The organism is Streptomyces sp. NPDC050287 (assembly GCF_044459385.1).
Lineage (GTDB): Bacteria > Actinomycetota > Actinomycetes > Streptomycetales > Streptomycetaceae > Streptomyces.
Genome location: NZ_JBITIY010000012.1, coordinates 226943 through 247360, shown reverse-complemented (window position 1 = coordinate 247360; position 20418 = coordinate 226943). Strand labels below are relative to the sequence as shown.

Here is a 20418-nt window from a genome sequence, read left to right as displayed (position 1 = left end):
GCACTGGCTTGATCGCATCGCTCGCCCGCTGTCGGCCTCTCCTCGACAGACAACCCACAGACACCCCTCCCCCGTCCTAGGTGACGCGAGAGGCGCCCGGGACCGACGGGACGTCTGCGCACGGGGCTTTGAGGAGAGGACCATTGATCCGTGCCCGGCAAACATGTGTGACCGCCGTGGCGGTGCTGGCGGCCCTGGCGGGCTCGCCCGGACCGGCACAGGCTGAACAGCCGCCCGAATCGCGGCTGTTGAGCACGACGGACGACAACCCCCTTCCGCCGGGGTGGCGGATCGACGGGGAGGACGGGACGACTCAGCTGGTCTGGCGTGCGCCGAAGGCCGTGCCCATGGGGGATGCGCGGGTCGAGTTCCGTACCGGGGACCGGCTGCTCGGGGCGCCGAAGCCGGCGAGGGACGGGCGGACCTTCCGGCTCGCCCTCGGCGAGACGCGGCCCGAGCGGCTGACGGACCTTCAAGTGACGGCCGCGGGACGCCGGCTGGACGCGGCGGCCGACGACACGCACAGGTCCGGCTCGCGCGTGGCACGGATGCCCGCGCGGGCGCCGGCGAACGGCGTTGATCCGGGCAGACCCGGCTCGTACCGCACGGTCACCGGGAAATACGACCTCGACCCGGTGCGCCTGCCCGGGTTCGCCACCCCGGTGGAGATGACCGCCGAGGTGGTGGCGCCGAAGGGTGCCACCGGCAGCCGGCCGCTCGCGCTGTTCCTGCACGGCCGCCACAACACCTGCTACAAGCCGGGCTCCGAGGACGAGGTGACCGGCGACTGGCCCTGTGCGGACGGCTACAAGCCGATCCCGAGTCACCTGGGCTATCTGCGCGACCAGCAACTACTGGCGTCCCAGGGCTATGTGACGGTGTCGATCTCGGCGAACGGCATCAACGCCCAGGACTGGGAGGCCGAGGACGCCGGCGCGCAGGCGCGTTCCTCGCTGGTACGGCAGCACCTCGCCCGCTGGGCCGACTGGACCGCCCATCGTTCCTCGGCCCCGGCCGTCGTACGCGAGGCGGCGAAGGCGGACCTCTCCCATGTCCTGCTCGTCGGCCACTCGCGCGGCGGCGAGGGCGTCAACCGGGCCTCCATGGACAGCCTCTACCCGCCCCCGGCCGCCGAGGACGGCTACCGGGGCCCGGTGCGCTGGAAGGTGCGCGGGACTGTGCTCATCGGACCGACGATCTTCGGCCAGAATCCAGTCGCCGACGTGCCGTCCGTGACGCTGCTGCCGGGCTGCGACGGCGACGTGTCGGACCTGCAGGGAGAGGACTTCGTCGACGGGACACGCGGGATCAGCCGGGGCACGGCACTGCACAGCGCGGTCTACATCGTCGGCGCCAACCACAACTACTTCAACAGCGAGTGGACCCCGGGCGAGGCCGTCGCACCGGCCAGGGACGACTTCGGGACCGACCCGGAGGAGGAACCGGACCCGGTGTGCACGCCGGGTGCCGCGACCCGGCTGACCGCCGCCCAGCAGCACAAGGCGGGCTCCACGTACATCGCCGCCGCGGCCCGGCTCTTCCTCGCCGGGGACGAACGGGTGCGTCCGCTGCTCGACGGTTCCGGTAAGCGGGCCCCGTCCGCGGACCCGGCCCGGGTGCTGACCCACGCGGTCGGCGGCCGCCGCAGCGGTGGTTTCCTGCCGGACGGCGGGGCGAAGGTGACCGGCGCACGGCTGTGTTCGGCGATCGACCCCGACCCGGCGGTGGCCTGTCTGGACCCGGAGAGCCTCGGATCGTCACCGCACTTCGCGTCGTGGGAGACGGAAAAAGAGACCGGCCGCAGCGCGGTCGACCTGAAGTGGTCCGCGCCGGGCACGGCCGCGCGTATCACTCCGGCCAAGCCGCTCTCCCTCCGCGACTCCCAGAAGCTCGCGCTCCGGGTCTTCGTACCGCCCAACACGACCGGCACGAAGTTCGACGTGTCCGTCACCGACTCCTCCAACCGTCGGGTGACGCTGGGCTCGGTCCAGGTGGACGGGCTCCCGGGCTCCGCGAACACCGCCTCCTACTGGGCTCAGGAGCTGCGCGTCCCGCTGACGGCGGCGGCCCGGGCCGGGCTCGATCTCAGCCATGTCAAGTCCCTTGGGCTGACGCCCCGTTCGCAGTCCGGGAGGGCCTGGCTGATGGATGCCTGGGGCTGGGCACCCGGCACTTCGGCGGAGAAGGCGGCCGCACTGCCGCGTGTCGACGTGGGCCGCACGATCGTCAAGGAGGGCGACTCGGGCTCCCGCACCTACCGGATCCCGGTCGAAATCTCCGGGCACGGCAACGGGCAGGTCCGTGTGTACGTCCTCGACCCGGACAGCGGCCGGGCCGAGAACCGCCTCGTGACCGTACGGCCCGGCAGCGACGCGATCGACGTGCCGGTCGAGGTGAAGGGCGACACGGTCTACGGCGACGACGTGCAGCACGACATCGCCGTCAAGGCCGTCCGGGGCACCGTCGTCGGCAAGCACCGGGGCGGGCTCACCGTCGAGAACGACGACCCTGAGCCGGTGATCACGCTGTCGCCGGTCGCGGACCGGGTGACCGAGGCAGAGACGCTGACCTGGCGGCTGTCCGTGGACGCGCCCACGGCGGTGGACATCTGGACGCCGGTGCGGGTGCTTCCGGTCACCGAGGGCGCCGAGCTGTCCACCAAGGACGTGGACCCGCAGTGGCTCAAGGACTGGTCCGGTGACGTGCCCGACCCCGAGCGGCCGCTGTCCGACGCGAACCTGTGGGTGTGGCTGAACATCCCGCCCGGGAGCACCAGTGTGGACTTCGTCGTGCCGACCGTGCGGGACCAGGTGGCCGAGCCGACCGAGTCGATGCGCCTCGCGCAGACCGACCGGAACGCCGAGCCGCTGCCCGACAGGCCGGTGCTGACGGGGACGGTGCTCGACAAGCCGTAAGCACGATGTACGAGGGATCGTGCGCACCCTCTTGTGCGGGGTCCGGTCTGTCCGGGCCCCGCACTTCACAAGGTCACGCGGATCCCGACCGTCCCGTCCAGCCCTCGGCGCGGCCTGCTGCCGAAGAGCGTGAGCCGGCCGAGGATGCCGTACTTGCGGGCCGGGAGCTGCCGGTAGCGGCGGTGGGCGCCGCGTCGATCGGTCCACCCGCACGGCCAACGGTGGGTCACCCACCGAGACGTACGGGTACGGTGTCCGGCCGCCACCAGTAGCCCTGTCGCAGCGCGAGCTGCCGCGGCAGAGCCGGTCCGCCGGGATGAGGGGTCTCACGTGTTTCGGCGACGAGCGAGGCCACGGACTTGGCCCACCGCGCTACAGGGCGATCAGTCCGGCTGCCGTCTCCTTGAAGCCACAGGTATTGAGATAGAAGGGACGCAGGTGCTCCTCGAAGTCGACGTGAAGCCACTCGCACTTCGCGGCACGGGCTTCTTTGGCCGCAGTTGCGACGAGCGCGGCTCCGACTCCGCTCGACCGGCGATGCCGCGCGACCACCGTGTCCAGGATGAAGGCATGAGCTCCGCCGTCCCAGACCACGTTGACGAAGCCGATCAGAGAGCCGTCTTCCCGTGCACAGACCCAGCCGAGGCTGTGGCGCTCAAGTCGTTCTCGCCAGTCGGTCTGAGCGACCGGGTGACCGAAGCCGTCGGCGTGCAGAGCGTTGAGGGAGGCGTTGTCGAAGTCGCCCCGCCATTCGTACTTGATCGTCACGCCCTGCGCATGTCCATCGAGCGCGGCGACCTTGACTGGGAGGCCCGCGTGCGCGCCGCCCACCACCGCCTGGACCGCACAAAGGCGTACGTGCCGGAGGAAGGCGAGTACTACAGCAGCGCTTGGTCCGAAGCCCACCGGGTCTTCCACCGCACCCTGCTGGAGGGATGCGGCAACCCCGTCCTCTTGGAGACGTTCGACCGCATGTGGACGGCGAGCGAGCTGGCCCGCCGCTGGTCTGCGCACCGCAACCCCGGCAGGGACGGGGCCCTGGAGCATCGCCGGCTGGAGGAGGCGGCGCTCGCCCGCGACGCCGACATCGCAGCCGAGGTCCTGGTCCAGCACCTCACCCAGACCGCGGACGCACTGGCCGACCGCATCCCCGCGAATCCGTGAACGAAGACTGATACGCCTCGCCGCCCTGGTACAGGGCGGCGCCTGGAGCGGCGATTCGGTGGAGCTGTGCTGCTGCTTCCCTGAGCATCCACAGGCTTCAAGACCACCGACTGCTGCCCGAATCAGCGGACAAACGCTGCCGCTGCTGCGGCCCTGGATCTTCGTCCTCACCGGCATCACTCATCCGGCGTCCTGGGCCGGGGACTGTGGCACAATCCGCGCACAGCTCGCAGCGCGTCAGGAGCGTGATGGACAGTCCCATATCCCTGCCATCGCCCAGGCCGTCCGCGGCCCGCGAATGGTTGCTCATCACGGCCATGGTCACGGTCGCCTGGCTGCCTCTGATCGGTCTCGGTCTGGTGTTGCTCATCCTGGGCGTTACGTTCGGTATCTGGCAGGTGGCGGTGGCGCCGGTGATGTGGGTGCTGATCGGTGTCTCCAGAACGGTGCTCGGCCGCGATTCCGTGCCCGGACGCGCGGTCCGCCCCGGCGACGAACCGGAACTGGCTTCCCTGGTCAACGATGTGGCCGAGCGGCTTCGCTTCACCGCGCCGCTGTTGGTCCGGATTGTCCCGTGGCCGGATGCCGCGCTCGGACGAGCGAAGGTCGCGGGCGTGAGAAGCCACGTCCTGCTGCTGGGCCTGCCCCTGCTGCGGAACCTGAGCGCGGCGCAACTGGCGGCTGTGATCGGGCACGAGCTGGCACATGAACAGCACATCCACGATCGGCGGACGTCCTGGCTGCACGACGCCCGGGCCCTGCTCGCCGAGCGGCTGGAGGGTCGGTTCCGCCCGCTGGCGCCATTGGCCACTCCCTTGCTGCGGGCCTCTCAACCGCGGGTGTGGCAGGCCGAACGGTCGGCCGACGCCGACGCCGCCCGCATCGCCGGTACCGAAACCACGCGCCAGGTTCTGGAGCTGGTCGCCCTGTTGGTCGCGACGTTCGACGGTCTCGGTGAGCAGTGGCTGACTGACTTGGCCGTGAACCACACCTATCCGCAGGACTTCTACGACGCCTTCGACGCCGCACTGCAGGACCCGCTCGTACGGCGCCGCTCGGCCGGCGCCGCGGCCGAGTACGACGTCCTCGACCCGTACCACACTGCCAACCACCCACCCGTCGCCCAGCGCATCGCCGCGCTGCCCCAGGCCGACGGCTGCACCTCACACGGCTCTGATCCCATCAGGCTGCGCGGTGCCGCGCTGATCGCGCAATGGTGCGTCCAGCAGCTCGCAGGAGTGGATTCGCTCCCCGAACCACGCGGCACACAGGCCAGGACCAGTGAGGACGACCGGCGTGCCCGACGCCGCGGCAAGGACCGGTACGACGACCCGCGGCCAGTGCACATCCTCGGCCTCGACGCCGAGCAACTCCACGCCCCCTCCGAGGACGGTGGTCCCGAGGCTCTGCTCGCCGCGACGCGCACCCAGGCACCCTTGCGGGCGGTGTCCGCCGCGCTCGATGCGGTCGCGGACGGCAGCTGGCCGCGCCTGGCCCGCCGCATCGAACCCCAACTGCGCCGGCTGCCCCCCGTCGAGCGCCCCACCGCCACGCGCGACGTGCTGGCCGGTGCAACCGGCGCGGCACTGGTCCCCGTTCTGCGCGAGGCGGGATGGACCTATGCCAGCCGCTGGATGAGGACCGTGCTCACCACGCCGGGCGGCACGAACGTCGACCTCTACGATCTCCTTGTCACCGCCGTGGACATGGGCGACCCGGCACCCGTGCGCTTTCTGCTGGAGGCGGCCGGCACGGAAGAGGTCCCGGCATGAGACGCCCGGGGCCCGCCCTGCGCGTCGGCCTGCTGGGCGTGACCAGCACCCTGATGGGATGCGCGTTGCTCGCCGCCTGGCTGGGCTGGCACGCCTACCAGTACGACAGCGCCCGCGACCGGGCCACGGCCAGATCCAACGGCGTGGTCGTCGAGGACGGCATCGGCGACGAGGACGACATCCGGGTGCGGTGGACCGACCAGACCGGCCACGAGCACGTGCAACGCTTCGGCGTCTACGACAACGACCGCTACACCAAGGGCCGCCGCTTCCCCGTCGCCTACGACCCCCACAAGCCGGATCCGCGGGGCTTCCCGGCCGACCCGGACGAGACAGCGGCCGAGGACGACCTGCTCGTCCCGATCGGCCTGGCCGGAACGGTGGCAGTCGGCTTCTGCGCCGCGTGGGCCTGGCGTGGTCTGCGGTTCCGCCGGACGGCGCGGAAAACCGGCCGGCCCATGGTGGCATCGGTACGCCGCGGCGAACGGACCGGCACTGCGACGTGGCTGTCCGACACCACCTGGCTGGCCTTGGCGGAGCCGGACCAGCCCGACAGGCCGGTGGCATGGCAGCGGGTGATGTGGCACCCCGCTGTCGAGGACTGGTCCGGTCCGATCGCGGTGACGGTGCACGGTTCAGCGCGTTCACGCGGCCCGCTGGTGACGCAACTGCCGGGCGGCACCCGCCTGGTACCGCTGCGGCGCCTGCTCCATCACCCACCGCTCCACGCACTCCTCGACGACCAGGACGCTGTCCGGGCTGACCCACGCGATTTCTTCACGCCGGTCGACACCACGACCCCACCGGCGTGGCCCTGGTGGCGGCCGGGTGCACAAGCCTTCGCGGTGGGCGCCGTCTTCGGGCTTGTCGCGGGCTTCCTCATCACCAACGGCAGCGTCGTCGCAGCAGTGAGCTTCGCCCTGAGCGCGGGGACGCTGTTCACCGCCTCCTGGGCGCTGTCCGCCCCGCAGCCGTAAGAGCTTGGCTCACGGCCGGAGCACGCAACGGCTCGGGTCTCTGGCGAGGTGGCGGGGGTGGGCCGGGCCCACCGCCGTCGGATCAGGCCGCGGGAACCGTGCGCTCCGGCGTGTTCCACCCGGAGACCCGCGCCCGCGGCTGGGAGCCGTGCAGATCGGCCGTCCGGTAGGTGGCGGTCAGGGTGACCGACTCGCCGGGCCAGAGACTGACCTCGTTGTCGGACCACCGCACCGGCAGCACCGGCTTGCCCGCCGCGTCCACCAGGTGCACGTCCGTCAGCAGCGACGGTGTTCTGCCGTCGTCCGTGTTGCGTACGGTGACCGTCGTGGTCGACGTGTCACCCGACGAGGTGGTCGACGCCGTCGCCGACACCGGCGCCTGCGCCATGCCGCTCAGCCCCTTCAGGTCCGCGTAGCTCGTCGTGGGCGTGTAGTACCAGTCGGTGTTGTCCCAGTCGAGCGTGTCGGGCTTGGTGGAGAGCCAGTAGACGTTGCGGCTCACCTCCTTGCCCGTGGAGTCGCTCAGGACCAGGCGCGCGAGGTACGTCGTCGGCAGACCGCTCACCGACGAGGGCAGCGTGAGCGCGGTGCCGCGCGCACCGTCGCCGCCCACCGTCACTCCGGTGACGGTCTTGTCGTACTTCTGCGTGCCGTCGGTGCTGAAGAGCGTGGCCCGGGCGGTGAGGCCGGAGGCGGAGGCGTGCCGGTTGTTGACCACGACGACCGACCGGTTGTCGTACGAGTACTGGACGTGCAGCGGCTCGTTCGCCTTCTTCGCCCCGAAGTAGGCGCCGCCCTGGTCGAGGTAACGGTCCATCAGCTGCCAGTGGAGGGAGGTCCAGCCGCTGTTGAACATCCAGTAGACGACCCCGGTCGAGGGTTTCGAGGAGTCGGTGGCGTTGCGACCGTACGCCTCGAACTGGGCGCGGACGTTCTCGTACTGGGCCAGCTGCGCCTTGCGTACGTAGTCGGTGAGGCTGCCGGGCGCGCCGTACCGTCCGGTCAGCGCGTCGTCGTAGAGCTTCAGGGTGCTGAAGGTCGACGACGGTGAACGGTGGTACTGCTTGGCGCTCGGGTTCTTCCACAGGGTGTCGAGTTCCGCCGGGCTCATCATGCGGCGCAGTGTGTCGAGCGTGGGGATGTCGGGGCCGGCGCTGGTCTCGGAGTTGAAGCCGGTGGCGCCGCCCTCGCGCTTGGCGTACCAGTAGTTCGGCGGGATCCAGTCGTAGGGGCCGGACATCTTCATGCCTGAACGTCCGCTGGCCGGTGAGGAGTTGTCGGAGGCGGCCGCGACCACCGGGGTGGGCCAGTCGGCGGCCTTCAGCGCGTCGAGGTAGGTCTTCTCGATCGTCGCGTCGGGAGCGAAGTCGCTGCCGATGAGGAAGGAGATGACGCTGGGGTGGTCGCGCAGCCGGGCGGCTTCGGCGGCCATCGACGCCCCCGCGACCGGGTAGTCCTCGGCGGTCCACTTGTCGCCCGGCTCGCCGCCGTTGACGTTCCCCTCCCACTTGTCGCAGCACTCCCAGCCGGGCAGCGTGAGGATGCCGTACCGGTCCGCGAGGTCGAAGAACTCGTCCGGCTCGATGTGACCTTCGAGGCGGATGGTGTTGAGGCCGAGGTCGAGCGCGTACTTCAGGCGGTCCTCGACGTATGTCCTGTCCCAGCGCAGGAACTCGTCGGGCGACCAGCCGCCGCCTTTGATGAGCAGCTTGCGTCCGTTGACGCTGTACTGCCGGGCGCCGTCGGAGTTGAGGGGGGCCTTCACGTCGCGGATGCCGAAGTTCTCGTGCGCCGTGTCCGAGACGGTGCCGGTGACTGAAGCGGTGAGGTCGAGGGCGTACAGAGGCTGTCCGCCCATGCCGGCGGGCCACCACACCTTCGGCAAGGTCAGGTGCAGTCCGGGGACCTCGGCCGGAGCGAAGGTGACCGTCTTGGTCGCGTGGGCGGCCAGGGAGACGGACTTGCTGAACGAGATCGCGCCGATGCTGCCCGAGACGGTGGCGGTGACGGGCGAGTCCGAGTCGTTGCGGGCCCGGGCCTTGACCGTCAGGTCCGCGGTGGACAGGGACGGCACATCGAGTCCGGTGACGACGTGCGCGTCGCGCAGGGCGACCGGCCCGCCGCGCCGCACCAGAACATCGCGGACGATCCCCATGTTCTCGTCGGGCGGCGGCTGCAGCCAGTCGATCCAGCCCATGGTGAGGTTCTTGCCGGGGTTGTTGGGCTGGATACGGAAGGCCACCGTGTTGGTGCCCGCGCGCACCAGCGAGGTGACGTCCAGCTCGTGGTGGGTGTACGCGCCCGCCACGTCGGCGGCCTTGGCGACCTGCTGCCCGTTGACGTAGACGTCGGCCGCCGAGATGACCCCGCTGAAGTCCAGATACGTACGCTCGGAGGTGTCGGCCACCGTGAAGTCCGAGCGGTACCACCAGGGAACCTGGAAGTCGGCCTTGGGGATCTGCTGCTGGTTGGTCGAGTAGAACGGGTCGGCGTACTTCCCGTCCGCCAGCAGTGCCGCGAGCACCGTGGAGCGGGAGCCGGCCGGATACCAGCCGCTCGCCGGATAGCCGGGAGAGGAGACGGCCGCCGCGGAGTCGGTGACCTTCGCGGTCGACTGGATGGCGTAGCCGGACAGCGCGGTGGCGCTTCCGGCGCGGGAGGGGACAGCGGTGGTCCGCGTGCGGTGAAGGGGCGGTGACGCGTCGCGGGCGCCGGCCCACGCGCTCGTGGAGAGCGTACCGAGCAGGCCCAGGGCGACGGCTGCCGTGGCGAGGCGGCGTCTGGCGGCAGGGCGGTGGAACACGTCTGTCTCCTAAGGAGGTGGGGAGCATCCGCGCTACGGCACTGCAAGTTAGGAAACTTTACTAACTGCGCCGCCTCAAGTTAGGGGCCCGGGCGAGACGTGTCAATCGCCGTTGCCAGTGTGCGAGTTGGTCAGGACACCGATCGGCGCTCGAACACCACGTCCCGCGCGGTCCCCAGGGCCGTGGCCACCGCGCCGAGCAGCACCGCGTCCTCGCCCAGCCGACTGGGCACGATCTTCGGCCGCAAGGGGGTGAGCGCACGCAGGTTCTCCCGTACGGGGCGCAGCAGCAGATCCACGCTGTGCCCCACGCCACCGCCCAGGACCACGAGGTCCGGGTCGAGCACGGCCGCGGCGGCCGCGACCGTGTGCGCGATCCGCTCGCTCTCCAGCTCGACCGCCTTGACCGCGGCGGGATTTCCTTGCCGGGCCGCGTCGAAGACCGCCTTCGCGGTGAGCTGACCGGTCATGCCGAACCGCCGCGCCGACTCCACGACCGCCACCCCCGAGACGGCGTCCTCCAGCGTCCGGACCCGCTGCTGCCCGGGCCACGGCAGGAACCCGATCTCCCCGGCACCGCCGTGCGCCCCGGTGAACAACCGGCCCTCACTGACCACGCCCATGCCGAGCCCCGTACCGATCATGATGTACGTGAAGAGCCTGCTGCCCGCGCCGACGCCGTACGTGTACTCGCCGAGCGCCGCCAGATTGGCGTCATTGTGCACCTCCAGCGGTACCCCCAGCTCCTCACGCATCCGGTCGACCAGCCCGGCCCGCCCCCAGCCCGGCAGATGCATCGCGAAGCGCACCCGCCGCCGCTCCGCGTCGTACACGCCCGGCGTGCCCACCACGGCGTGGGCCACCTCGTCATGGGCGACACCGGAGTTCGCGACCACCTGCCGGGCCGTGGTGACCACGAGATCGGCCAGGGCGCCGGAGGAGCGGGCCCGGTTGCGCACGTCCGCGCGGGCCACCAGCTCGCCGTCCAGGTTGGCGACCGCCACGCGCAGCCAGCCGCGCCCGATGTCGATGCCGAGCGCGTACCCGGCGGACGGGTCCGGGGCGTAGAGGACAGCGACCCGGCCGCGTTCCGGCGCGTGCGTGCCGACCTCGTGCACCAGGCCCGCCTCCGCCAGGGCCGCCAGCGCGCTGGAGACGGTCGGCTTCGACAGACCTGTCTCCCTGGCGAGTTGCGCGCGTGAAGCGGCGCCGGCGGAACGCAGCCGGTCAAGGAGCAGGCGCTCGTTGGTGCTGCGCAACCGCTGACGGTTCCACGGCTGATCCGGCTGCTCGGCGACGTCACTGGCGGGCATCGCACCATTCTCACGCATGTGGGACACCCTCTTGACGCATCTAGTAAGGCTCCTTAACTTTATCGCCCAAGCGAGAGTCCGTGCCTGAGAACGGGCTCTCAGCCTCGCCGGGCGAGCCAAGGGGAGCCCAGCGTCGGCCGGATACCCGCCGCCCTTGATCCGTCGGCCGCCGAGTGGCGTCGGTCGGCACGTCGTACCTCTCCCCGCGTCCCGCTTCAGGAGGACCCATGTCCGGTAGCCCGCCACCCGAGGGTGGCTTCGTCCGCCGTGTCGGCCTGTTCCAGGCGACGGCCATCAACATGAGCCAGATGTGCGGCATCGGGCCGTTCGTGACGATCCCGCTGATGGTCGCCGCGTTCGGCGGCCCGCAGGCGGTGATCGGCTTCCTCGCCGGCGCGCTGCTGGCCCTCGCCGACGGCCTGGTCTGGGCCGAACTGGGCGCGGCGATGCCCGGCTCCGGCGGCAGCTACGTGTATCTGCGCCAGGCCTTCCAGTACCGCACCGGACGGCTGATGCCGTTCCTGTTCGTCTGGACGGCGATGCTCTTCATCCCGCTGATCATGTCCACCGGCGTGGTCGGCTTCGTGCAGTACCTCGGCTATCTGGCACCGCACATGAGCAGGACGACCGGCGACCTGGTCGGCCTCGCCATGATCCTGGTGGTGATCGTCCTGCTGTGGCGGGGTATCGAGCACATCGCCCGGATCACGGCCGTGATGTGGGCCGTCATGATCACCTCGGTCCTGCTGGTGATCGTGGCCGCGGCCACCGACTTCAGCGCGGACCTGGCCTTCACCTACCCGGCGCACGCCTTCGACCTCACCAGCAACCACTTCTGGCTGGGCTTCGCCGCGGGTCTGACGATCGGCATCTACGACTACCTCGGCTACAACACGACCGCGTACATGGGCGCCGAGATCAAGGACCCGGGCCGTACGCTGCCCCGCTCCATCATCTTCTCCATCCTCGGCATCATGGCCATCTACCTGCTGCTGCAGATCGGCACGCTCGGCGTCATCGACTGGCACCGCATGACGGACGCTGGCGACATCGCCTCCACCTCCGTCGCCTCGGCGGTCCTGGAGGAGACCTGGGGCAAGGGCGCGGCCGACACCGTCACCGTCCTCATCCTGATCACCGCCTTCGCCTCCGTCTTCACCGGCCTTCTGGGCGGCTCCCGGGTACCGTACGACGCGGCCCGCGAGCGGGTCTTCTTCCGCCCGTACGCCAAGCTGCACCCCAGGCACCGCTTCCCCATGCTGGGCCTGGCCACCATGGGGGTGGTGACGGCGATCGGTTTCCTCATCGGCCGCCACACCGACCTGGCGACGCTGATCCAGCTCCTCACCACGGTGATGGTCCTCGTCCAGGCGCTCGCCCAGATCGCCGCGGTGACGGTCCTGCGCAGGCGGCAGCCGAACCTGCGCCGTCCGTACAAGATGTGGCTGTACCCTCTGCCCAGCCTGCTCGCCCTGGTCGGCTGGCTGGTGATCTACGGCTATGCCGACAAGAACTCGCCCGGCCGTCATCCCATCGAATGGTCGCTGGCCTGGCTGGCCCTCGGCATCGTGGCGTACGTGCTGTGGGCGCGCTTCGAGAAGGTCTGGCCGTTCGGACCGAAGGAGATCACGGAGGAATACCTCACCGCGCCGGTCCCGGACGCGGAGCCCGCACAGGCGTGAGAGAGGGGCGGGCGTGCGGGCGCCCGCCGGGATGGCCGGCCCGCCTGGGGTCCGGGCCGGCCATCCCCCTGTGCACACCTGATGACCGCGAGAAGTACGGGCTCGGCTGCTTGGCACAGCGCACCGCCCTGCGGATCACCGTCATCGGATCGCCCTCGTGGCACGGGCGCTCCGACGGCTCGACACCGTCCAGGAACTCCTGGCGGCGGACGGCGGGCAGGAGGTGGGCGAGCGGCTCGCGCACGTGGTAGCGGGCGGTGTGCACAAGGTGGGCGAAGGGCTCGGCGACCGCCAGGCGCGCCGGGTCGCTCCTGGAGACATGCCGGGTCCAGGCGTCACCCCAGGCGCGGGCGGCGGGCGCACGCACCGGCTCGGCCAGGAGGTCGTGGACCCGCAGTCCGTCCGCGACCGCCCTCGACCTCCTCGGCCGCGCCGGCCTCTCCCCCACCCCGGCCCGGTCGGCCGCCGCGCAGCGCACGCTCGCCGCACCGCCACGCCGCGCCCGCGCCCGTGTGCCGACCTCCAGCCCGCCGGCACCCGTTCGGCGGACCTGCGCCGGCTCGGCCACCGCCGCCCGGGTTCTCCGGGCTGATGTGTCTCTCACGAGACGCACACCAACACCCATCCGTGGGGGTGTACGTGCGGGGTTCGGATGCGGGATCGGTCAGTTCTGGCAGGAGCCTCAGCTTTCGAGGGTGTCCTCGACCGTCGGCGGAGGCGGCCGGCGTCGGGCTGCGAGGTCCTGGACGGCTTCGGTGGGCTACCCGGCGGTCGTGGTCCCGCTGACCGTGGCCGCGGGGCCGGTGCCCGCCGCCGTGACCGCGGCGACCGTCACGGTGTAGGCCGTGCCGGGCTTCAGTCCGCCGATCACCCGGAACATGCCCTTGGCGGAGGGCTGGGTGACCAGGACGTCCCGGCCGGTCACCGCGATCGGGTCGCGTCCGTCGGAGACGGTCACCCGGTAACCGACGATCTTCGCGTCGCCCGTACCGGTCGGCGGGGTCCAGGCGAGGGTGGCGGCCGTGGCCGCGGCGCGCAGCTTCGGGCTCGTCGGTGCGGCGGGCAGCGCGCTCGCGGCCGTCGGGCTCAGCGGTGCCGAAGCGAGCGAGGGAGCGCTGGTGCCCCGGTCGCTGCTCGCGGTGACGGTCACCGTGAAGGGGCCGCCGTCCAACGGTAGTCCTCCGATGCGCAGCAGGGCGGTGCGCTTGAACTCGGCGGCGGCGACGGACTGTTGGGCGACCTGACGGCCCGCGGGGTCGTACGCCCGTGCCGTGTAACCGGTCACCGGCGAACCACCGTCCGCGAAGGTGGGGTTGAAGGTCACGTACAGCGCGTCGGCGCCCGCCGTGCTGGTGCCGACCCGGGCCGGCGCCTCGGGCACGGAGACACCGCCGACGCGTAGGGTCAGCAGGTGCCGGTAGGCGGGTTCGAGTCCGGCGTTCGCGAGGACGTCCGGCGGTACGTCGGACAATCCGGTCATGATCTTGTTGCCGCTGGTCACCAGGCCCTTGTTGTCCCCGTCGGCCGTGCCTTCCTCCCACCAGTTGTTTTTGATCAGGGTGGGGTCGTTGTTGCCGAGGCCGTCGCGGTAGTCGGTGTGCCGGGAGGCGACGTTGGCGTAGGAGGCGCGGTAGAGGACATTGCCCTCGACGGTCTCGTAGGTGCAGCCGTTGTCGGTGTAGACGCTCTTGCCCAGGCCCCACTGGTCATGGATGACGTTGCCGGTGACCTTCTCACCGTCGGTCAGGGAGGTGCCGGTCAGGCCCTGGGTGTAGACGCCGCCGCCGTCGTCGAGCAGTTGCATGTAGTCGAAGACCAGGTTGTCGCGTACGACGTTGTCGTGGCTGGGATTCGGGGTCGCGGGGTCGCCGATCTTGTCGGGCCAGCCGCCCCAGCCCATCGAGATCGCCGAGTAGGCGACGTGGTCGATCTGGTTGTGGGCGATCGTGGTGTGCTGGGTGTAGCCGTTGAGGATGCCCACACCACCGTGGTATTCGCGGGGCAGCCCGTACAGGTGATTGTCCGTCACCCGCACGCCCGACGCCGGGGTCTGTCCGTCCACTCCGCCGATCTCCAGCCCGTTGCCGGACACGTCGGTGAAGACGCTCCCGCTGACCGAGGAGTCCGCGCTGCCCGCGCCCAGTTCCAGTCCGGAGGCGCCGAGATGGGCGAAGACGTCGTCGGCGAACTCCACGCGCTGGTCATGGACGAAGGAGACGTTGCCCGGCATCTTGGTCCAGGAGGCGAACGGGCAGGTTCCGCCCTGGACGTACTGGCACAGCCCCTGTGTGGCCCAGCCGCGGTCGCCGGTGATCGTGTAGCCGGCCTGGATCTCGGAGAAGCCCTCCGGCCGGGACGGAGTCAGCCAGGTCGCGTAGCTGAAACGGATGCCGCGGAAGGCGATGTCGTGGACGGGGGCGTCCGCGGTGCCGCGTCCCTCAAGCAGTTTCTCGGCCGCGGCTGCCTCGACGTCGGCGCGGCCGAGGTCCTCGCCCTTGCGGGGAAGGTAGTAGACCGTGTGGTCGCTCTTGTCGAGGTACCACTCGCCGGGCTGGTCGAGGAGTTCGTAGGCGTTCTCGACGTACGACGGCTTGCCGCCGTTGGTGAGGCGGCCGGGGCCGACCATGCTGACCGTGCGGCCGGGGATGTCAGGGAACTCGACCCGCTTGTTGGAGTTGTCCCAGCAGGGCTGCGCCATGGTGACGGTGGTGCCGTCGGCGGAGGCGATCGGGCAGCGCGGCTCGGTCCACTGGCCGAGCCCGTTGCGCTCGATGTTCCACAGGGCTTCGCCGCTGGTGTAGACGAACTCGGCGTCCTCGGGGTGCTTCCAGTGGGCGAGCGCGTCGGAGGAGGCGGTGTAGCCGGTCGCGGTCTGGGTCAGCGTGACCGGCACGGCCCCGCGGGCCCGCTGGGCGCGCACTCCGTCGACGTACAACTGCCGTGTGTCGGTGAGTCCCCGGGGAGCGGGAGCGGCCCACAGGCCCTTGTGTCCCGGGGCCCGGTGCCATCCGGCCACCCGGAGCCCGCCGCTGATGACCGTGTCGCCGGCGCCCTGCCAGATCACCCGGTGCCCGTTCGCCCCCGAGTCACGGGCGTCCAGCACGAGCGGGCCGGTCCGGCGATAGGTGCCCGGCGCCAGATGGACCGTCAGGTCGGCGCGCAGGCCGGCGGCCCGGGTCCGCACCAGGTCCCGGGCCCGGTCCAGCGTGCGGACGGGGTGCCGGGCGCTGCCGTCGGCGTGGTCGTCGCCTGCGGGTGTCACGTAGACGTCCGCGGAGGCGACGGGGCCCGCAGTGCCGAGCGCGTGAGCGGCGAGCCCCGGTGGGCCGAGGGTCAGGACGGCGGATACGAGGGTGACGAGGGCGGCTCTGCGGTGCATGGGCATGGACCCTTCCCGTGGGATCACCGAACTCAACCCAGGGAAAGGTAGGACCACTTGGATCTCAGGTCAATGCGCACGGCGGAATTACGGGCCTTGGGTGGATGCATCTCGACAATTCATCGGGTCACTTCAGTTGAAGCGAAGGGCGCCCCGGTGTTGTACGCCGAAACGGCGAGGTCGAGAGTGTGCACCGCGACACTCGACCTGCCCGTTCGGCAGAATCAAGCATTCCGCGCCGAACAGGCAGGCCGACGGTGTCGGAGGGGTGTGTGTCAGCCGGCGTAGACCTCGAACTCTCCGAGTGCCCAGCCGTACCCGTCGGCCGGCGCGCCCGTCTTGGCGGACGCCCAGCTGTTGACGCTCAGCAGCACATAGCGGGCCTTCGTCGGCGCGAAGGTGTACGTGCGCAGTTGACCGCACGTCGTGACGCCGTAGGCAGAGCAGGTGGCTGTGCCGCCACCGGCGGTTTCGCCGGCCACCGTGGTCCAGGTGGTGCCGTCCTCGGAGACCTTGACGTCGTAGGTCGCGGGGTAGTTCTCCCAGTCCGGATTGACCACCACGCGGCCCACGGTGGTGGCGGCGCCCAGGTCCACCCGTAGGCTCCACGGCGCGCCGCTGGTCGACTGCGCCTGGGTGGAGGGATCGCCGTCAACGCCGTTCCCGGCGGGCTTGCCCCAGTCGATCGCCGGGGTTCCGTTGACCATCTCGACCGGCTTGGACCGGGCGAGGTTCTGGGCCGCCGGCGGCGGTGTCGTCGACGCGCTCCAGGCCTGCGGTGCGGCGTTCATGGTGAAGTCGAGGCGGCCGCCGCCCGTCAGGTCTGCCTGGCTGAGGAAGGGCTTGGTGATGCTCTTGCCGTTCAGTCTGAGTGCCTGCACGTACGGACGGGACGCCGCGTGCGGGGCCGAGATGACGATCGGGCGCTGTGCCCCAGGGAGGTTGAGGGTGACCTTGTCGAAGAAGGGACTGCCCACGGTGTATTGACCCGAGGCCGGGTTCACCGGGTAGAAGCCCATGGCGGAGAACAGGTACCAGGCCGACATCTGGCCGGCATCCTCGTTGCCGGTGAGTCCGTCGGGGGTGTTGTGGTAGTTGGTGTCGGCGATCTGCCGTACCAGTTGCTGGGTCCGCCACGGTCGGCCGGCGTAGTCGTACAGGTAGGGGATGTGGTGGCTGGGCTCGTTGGTCTGGTTGTTGTGTCCCCCGGCGAAGTAGGTGTCGAGCCAGGAGGCGAAGGCGGAGTCTCCTCCCTTGAGGGCGATCAGGCCGGGGACGTCGTGGAGGACGTCGTTCGTGTAGACCCACTGGTCACCCTCGGTCCAGGCGCCGTCGGCCCAGGTGCCGTCGAGGTTGCGGGCCTGCATGAAACCGGTCGCGGCGTTGTACTGGTTCCGGTAGTTCTTGCTGCGCTTGAGGAAGTACGCGGTGTCGGAGGTCTTGCCCGCTGCTCTGGCGACCTGCGCGACGGCCCAGTCCTCGTAGGCGAAGTCCAGCGTGCGCGCGCCCGCTTCGGCTGTGCGGTCCGCCGCGACCCAGCCGTTCTTCAGGTAGGTCGTCAGACCCGCCCGGGCCTCGACAGGGGTGCCTTCCTGACGGTCGCCGTACCAGAGCGTGGTGTCGTCGTCCGGAGGTGTCATCGCGTCCTTGCGGACGGCCTGGTAGGCGAGGTTCAGATCGAAGCCGTGGAAGCCCTTGGCGATGTCCTCGGCGATCACCGAGTCGGCGTTCGTGCCCTCCATGATGTTGGTCTCGGTGAGGTTCTTCCACAACGGCAGCCAGCCGCCCTGCTGGTAGTCCTGCAGCATGGAGGTCACCATGCCGTTGACGCGCTCCGGCGCGAAGAGGGTGAGGAAGGCGTTCTGCGCCCGGAAGGTGTCCCACAGCGAGTACCCGGTGTAGCTGACCCCCTTGTGCACCTTGTCGTCGTACGCGCTGTAGTAGCGGCCGTACTCGGACATCTCAGAGGGGTACTGCAGGGCGTGGTACATCGCGGTGTAGAAGATGGCCAGTTGGTCGTGCGTGGCGCCGTCGATGTCGACCCGGTCCAGCTTGTCGGCCCAGGCGGCCCTGGTCCTGGCCACCGTGGCGTCGAAGGTCTGCCGGTCGGGTACCTCCTTGTCGAGGCTGGCCCGCGCCTGGTCGACCGAGATGAACGAGGTCGCGATCCGTACGGTGACGCTCACAGTGCCGGCCGGGAACCGCACGTAGGCCGAGACGTTCTGATCCGTGCGGTCGCTCTGCCGGTCGTACTGGGTGGCGCCGGTCGCGGTGCCGTAGCCGGCGAAGGAGGTGTCGAAGCGCGCCACGAAGTAGCCCTTGAAGCCGGACGCCTTGAAGGGCCCGAGGTTGCTGTCCTGGCGGTCGGGGTTGTAGCCACTGATCTCCCGCCGAGCGGGATCGATGTGCACGCCACCGGTGATGCCGGAGCGTGTCGCCTGCACCACGTAGTTCGCGGCCGTGTCCTGAGGGTATGTCAGTCGCTGAACGCCGACCCTTGAGGTCGCTGTGAGCTCGGCGCGGAGCGTCTGTCCGGCAGCGGGGTGCATGTTCACGGTGTACCGCTCGGGCGAGGCCGTCTCATCGCTGTGGCTGTACGGCAGTCCGCGGTCCGCCTCAGTGGTCTTGACGGCGCCGACCCCGGGCATTCCGACCACGTAGCCGGAGTCGCCCATCCAGATCGCCGGCTGATGGGTGCCGATGAAGCCCGTGATCTTCGGGTCGCCGAGGCGGTACGGCAGTCGGCTGACGTAGTTCTCGCGCGTCATCGGCGACCACCGCGTCATCCCGAAGGGCGGTGCGGTACTGGGGATCATGCCCCCGTACTCGGTACTACTGGTGCCGGTCGTCCCGATGAACGGGTTGACCTCGTCCACGTTCGACCGGACAGAGGTGTCGGCCTGGGCTGCGGCCGCGAGGTTCGCGCTGCCGAGCGGCGGGATGAGTGCGGTCAGCAGGGCGATGAGTATGAGGACGATCCGAGTCGGCGGCGTCGGCTGCGGTCGTATCCGATGCGACAACAAGGCCTGCGCTCTGGACCGGGTATGGCCCGTTCTGCCGTGCATGGGGCTCCAAAGGAAGTGTGTACGGAGGGACATGACAACGTTGCCATTCCATCGATACACATCTTGCCCGCGGTTGAAGCGAGACGAAAGAGGCGAGAGGGCCACCACGTCCGCGCGGGACTGGCCGAATGGGGCGGTATGACGCAGAAGTTGACGCTGCGCCATGAAGGGGGCCGGGTCAGAAGTCGATGTCACGCTGCGGACCGTAACCGCCGGCACGGACGTCGACACCGCCCCCGGATCGTCAGTTCCCCGGCCAGGCGATGCAGTTGGTCCGTCATACCAGTCGGCGTAGGGAACTGTCCTCGCAGGAGCTGTCGCCTGACCAGTCCCACCGGCTCCGGTCGCCGGGAGCGGACCGTACATCGCCCGGCCGCCGGGAGACACGACCCGAGCCGCCGCGCTCCTGCCTCTGGCCCGGCGAACCGTGTCGCGTGGCCGGCGCAGTGAGGTTCCGCGAAGAATATGGGGATGGGGATGGCATTTCCGACTTTGTTCGCGCTTCTGGCCGCACTCAGCAACGCGCTCGCCACCGTACTGCAGCGCAGGGCCGCGCAGAGCGTGCCACAGTCCCAGGGCTTCCGCCCTAGTCTGATCCTCGATCTCCTGCGACGGCCTGTATGGGTGGCCGGGGTGTCGACGGTGATCGTGGCCGGTCTGTTCCAGGCGGTCGCCCTGGCGACCGGACCGCTCTCCCTCGTGCAGCCGCTGTTCATCATGGAACTGCCTCTGGCCCTGCTGCTCGCTCCGGTCCTGCAACACCGCCGGCCGTCCGGCGCGCTGCTGCTGAAGCTGTTGGTCGTCGTCGCGGGACTGGGGCTGGCACTGTTGTCCGCCGCGCCCACCGGCAACCGTACGCAGGTGTCCATCGACCGCTGGCTTCCGGTACTGGCTGCCTCGGCGGGGGCCGTCGTCGCCCTGGCCGCCACGGCGATGAGGCGATCCCCGGGGAGATTCCGCGCTGCCTGTCTCGGCACGGCCACCGCGATCTGCTTCGCTCTCACGGCCGGCCTCATGAAGACGGCCGTGCACATCCTCGGCGAGGCCGGCCTCGGCGGGTTCCTCACCTCCTGGCAGACCTACGCCTTCGGCGCGAGCGGCGTCTGCGCCATGCTGCTCCTGGAACACGCTCTGCAGAGCGGCCCCCTGATCGCTTCGCAGCCCGCGCTCACTCTCGGCGACGCCACCATGAGCTTCCTCCTCGGCGTCCTGGTGTACGAGGAGCGCGTGCGAACCGGCTGGTGGCTGCTGCCGCTGACGCTCGGGATCGGGATCGTCATCGCGGGAGTACTCGCCCTGGTCAGGACGGAGACCGCCGCGCCGTAGACCACGCCTGCGCCGCGGACAG

Annotated in this window: 11 protein-coding genes and 2 pseudogenes; 6 read left to right on the top strand and 7 right to left on the bottom strand. The window is 70.3% G+C overall.

Annotation, left to right across the window (positions count from 1 at the left end):
- Positions 1–143: 143 nt before the first annotated feature.
- On the top strand, positions 144–2915 hold the full coding sequence (locus ACIBK3_RS35160; protein ID WP_399371664.1) for a hypothetical protein: 2772 nt from the start codon (positions 144–146) through the stop codon (positions 2913–2915).
- Between the two features lie 65 nt (positions 2916–2980).
- On the opposite strand, the pseudogene ACIBK3_RS35155 reads toward ACIBK3_RS35160, so the two are convergent.
- Both ACIBK3_RS35155 and ACIBK3_RS35150 read right to left on the bottom strand, forming a co-directional pair.
- Positions 2981–3094, bottom strand: a pseudogene (locus ACIBK3_RS35155) (PPOX class F420-dependent oxidoreductase); the annotation flags it as partial.
- A gap of 193 nt (positions 3095–3287) precedes the next feature.
- The gene (locus tag ACIBK3_RS35150) at positions 3288–3683 is read right to left on the bottom strand and encodes a GNAT family N-acetyltransferase (protein WP_399371663.1); all 396 of its coding nucleotides are present in this window, start codon (positions 3681–3683) and stop codon (positions 3288–3290) included.
- Positions 3684–3686: 3 nt separating this feature from the next.
- Between ACIBK3_RS35150 and ACIBK3_RS35145 the strand changes: the two are divergent.
- From ACIBK3_RS35145 to ACIBK3_RS35135, 3 genes and pseudogenes are all read left to right on the top strand, one after another.
- A pseudogene (locus ACIBK3_RS35145) lies at positions 3687–4079 on the top strand (FCD domain-containing protein); the annotation flags it as partial.
- 248 nt (positions 4080–4327) lie between these two features.
- Positions 4328–5851, top strand: coding sequence for a M48 family metalloprotease (locus ACIBK3_RS35140; RefSeq protein WP_399371662.1), 1524 nt, complete (start codon positions 4328–4330; stop codon positions 5849–5851).
- Positions 5848–6828, top strand: coding sequence for a hypothetical protein (locus ACIBK3_RS35135; RefSeq protein WP_399371660.1), 981 nt, complete (start codon positions 5848–5850; stop codon positions 6826–6828). The genes ACIBK3_RS35140 and ACIBK3_RS35135 overlap by 4 nt, the downstream gene beginning before the upstream one ends.
- 82 nt (positions 6829–6910) lie before the next feature.
- Here ACIBK3_RS35135 and ACIBK3_RS35130 read toward each other — a convergent pair whose 3' ends face one another.
- Both ACIBK3_RS35130 and ACIBK3_RS35125 read right to left on the bottom strand, forming a co-directional pair.
- Positions 6911–9631 (bottom strand): glycosyl hydrolase 2 galactose-binding domain-containing protein, encoded by a 2721-nt coding sequence (locus tag ACIBK3_RS35130; RefSeq protein WP_399371659.1) that lies wholly within the window; start codon positions 9629–9631, stop codon positions 6911–6913.
- A gap of 131 nt (positions 9632–9762) precedes the next feature.
- A complete protein-coding gene (locus ACIBK3_RS35125; protein WP_399371658.1) occupies positions 9763–10944 on the bottom strand; it encodes an ROK family protein in 1182 nt (393 codons plus the stop codon).
- A gap of 227 nt (positions 10945–11171) precedes the next feature.
- On the opposite strand from ACIBK3_RS35125, the gene ACIBK3_RS35120 reads away from it, so the two are divergent.
- Entirely contained in the window at positions 11172–12626 is a 1455-nt protein-coding gene (locus ACIBK3_RS35120) for an APC family permease (protein WP_399371657.1), read from the top strand.
- On the opposite strand, the gene ACIBK3_RS35115 is transcribed toward ACIBK3_RS35120, so the two are convergent.
- From ACIBK3_RS35115 to ACIBK3_RS35105, 3 genes are all read right to left on the bottom strand, one after another.
- A complete protein-coding gene (locus ACIBK3_RS35115) occupies positions 12586–13230 on the bottom strand; it encodes a hypothetical protein (protein WP_399371655.1) in 645 nt (214 codons plus the stop codon). The two genes, ACIBK3_RS35120 and ACIBK3_RS35115, sit on opposite strands and share 41 nt — an antisense overlap.
- A gap of 156 nt (positions 13231–13386) precedes the next feature.
- Positions 13387–16005: a right-handed parallel beta-helix repeat-containing protein gene (locus ACIBK3_RS35110; protein ID WP_399371654.1), complete on the bottom strand. Its 2619-nt coding sequence runs from the start codon at positions 16003–16005 to the stop codon at positions 13387–13389.
- Between the two features lie 275 nt (positions 16006–16280).
- On the bottom strand, positions 16281–19028 hold the full coding sequence (locus ACIBK3_RS35105; RefSeq protein ID WP_399371653.1) for a GH92 family glycosyl hydrolase: 2748 nt from the start codon (positions 19026–19028) through the stop codon (positions 16281–16283).
- 513 nt (positions 19029–19541) lie between these two features.
- Here ACIBK3_RS35105 and ACIBK3_RS35100 point away from each other — a divergent pair.
- Complete coding sequence (locus ACIBK3_RS35100; RefSeq protein WP_399371652.1) at positions 19542–20396, top strand: DMT family transporter; 855 nt, start codon at positions 19542–19544, stop codon at positions 20394–20396.
- Positions 20397–20418 lie beyond the last annotated feature (22 nt).

Excerpts from the sequence above, each read along its gene's own strand:
- ACIBK3_RS35140 (WP_399371662.1), top strand. The coding sequence starts at position 4,328 with ATGGACAGTCCCATATCCCTGCCATCGCCCAGGCCGTCCGCGGCCCGC.
- ACIBK3_RS35135 (WP_399371660.1), top strand. The coding sequence starts at position 5,848 with ATGAGACGCCCGGGGCCCGCCCTGCGCGTCGGCCTGCTGGGCGTGACC.
- ACIBK3_RS35125 (WP_399371658.1), bottom strand. The coding sequence starts at position 10,944 with ATGCCCGCCAGTGACGTCGCCGAGCAGCCGGATCAGCCGTGGAACCGT.
- ACIBK3_RS35120 (WP_399371657.1), top strand. The coding sequence starts at position 11,172 with ATGTCCGGTAGCCCGCCACCCGAGGGTGGCTTCGTCCGCCGTGTCGGC.
- ACIBK3_RS35110 (WP_399371654.1), bottom strand. The coding sequence starts at position 16,005 with ATGCACCGCAGAGCCGCCCTCGTCACCCTCGTATCCGCCGTCCTGACC.
- ACIBK3_RS35100 (WP_399371652.1), top strand. The coding sequence starts at position 19,542 with ATGGGGATGGCATTTCCGACTTTGTTCGCGCTTCTGGCCGCACTCAGC.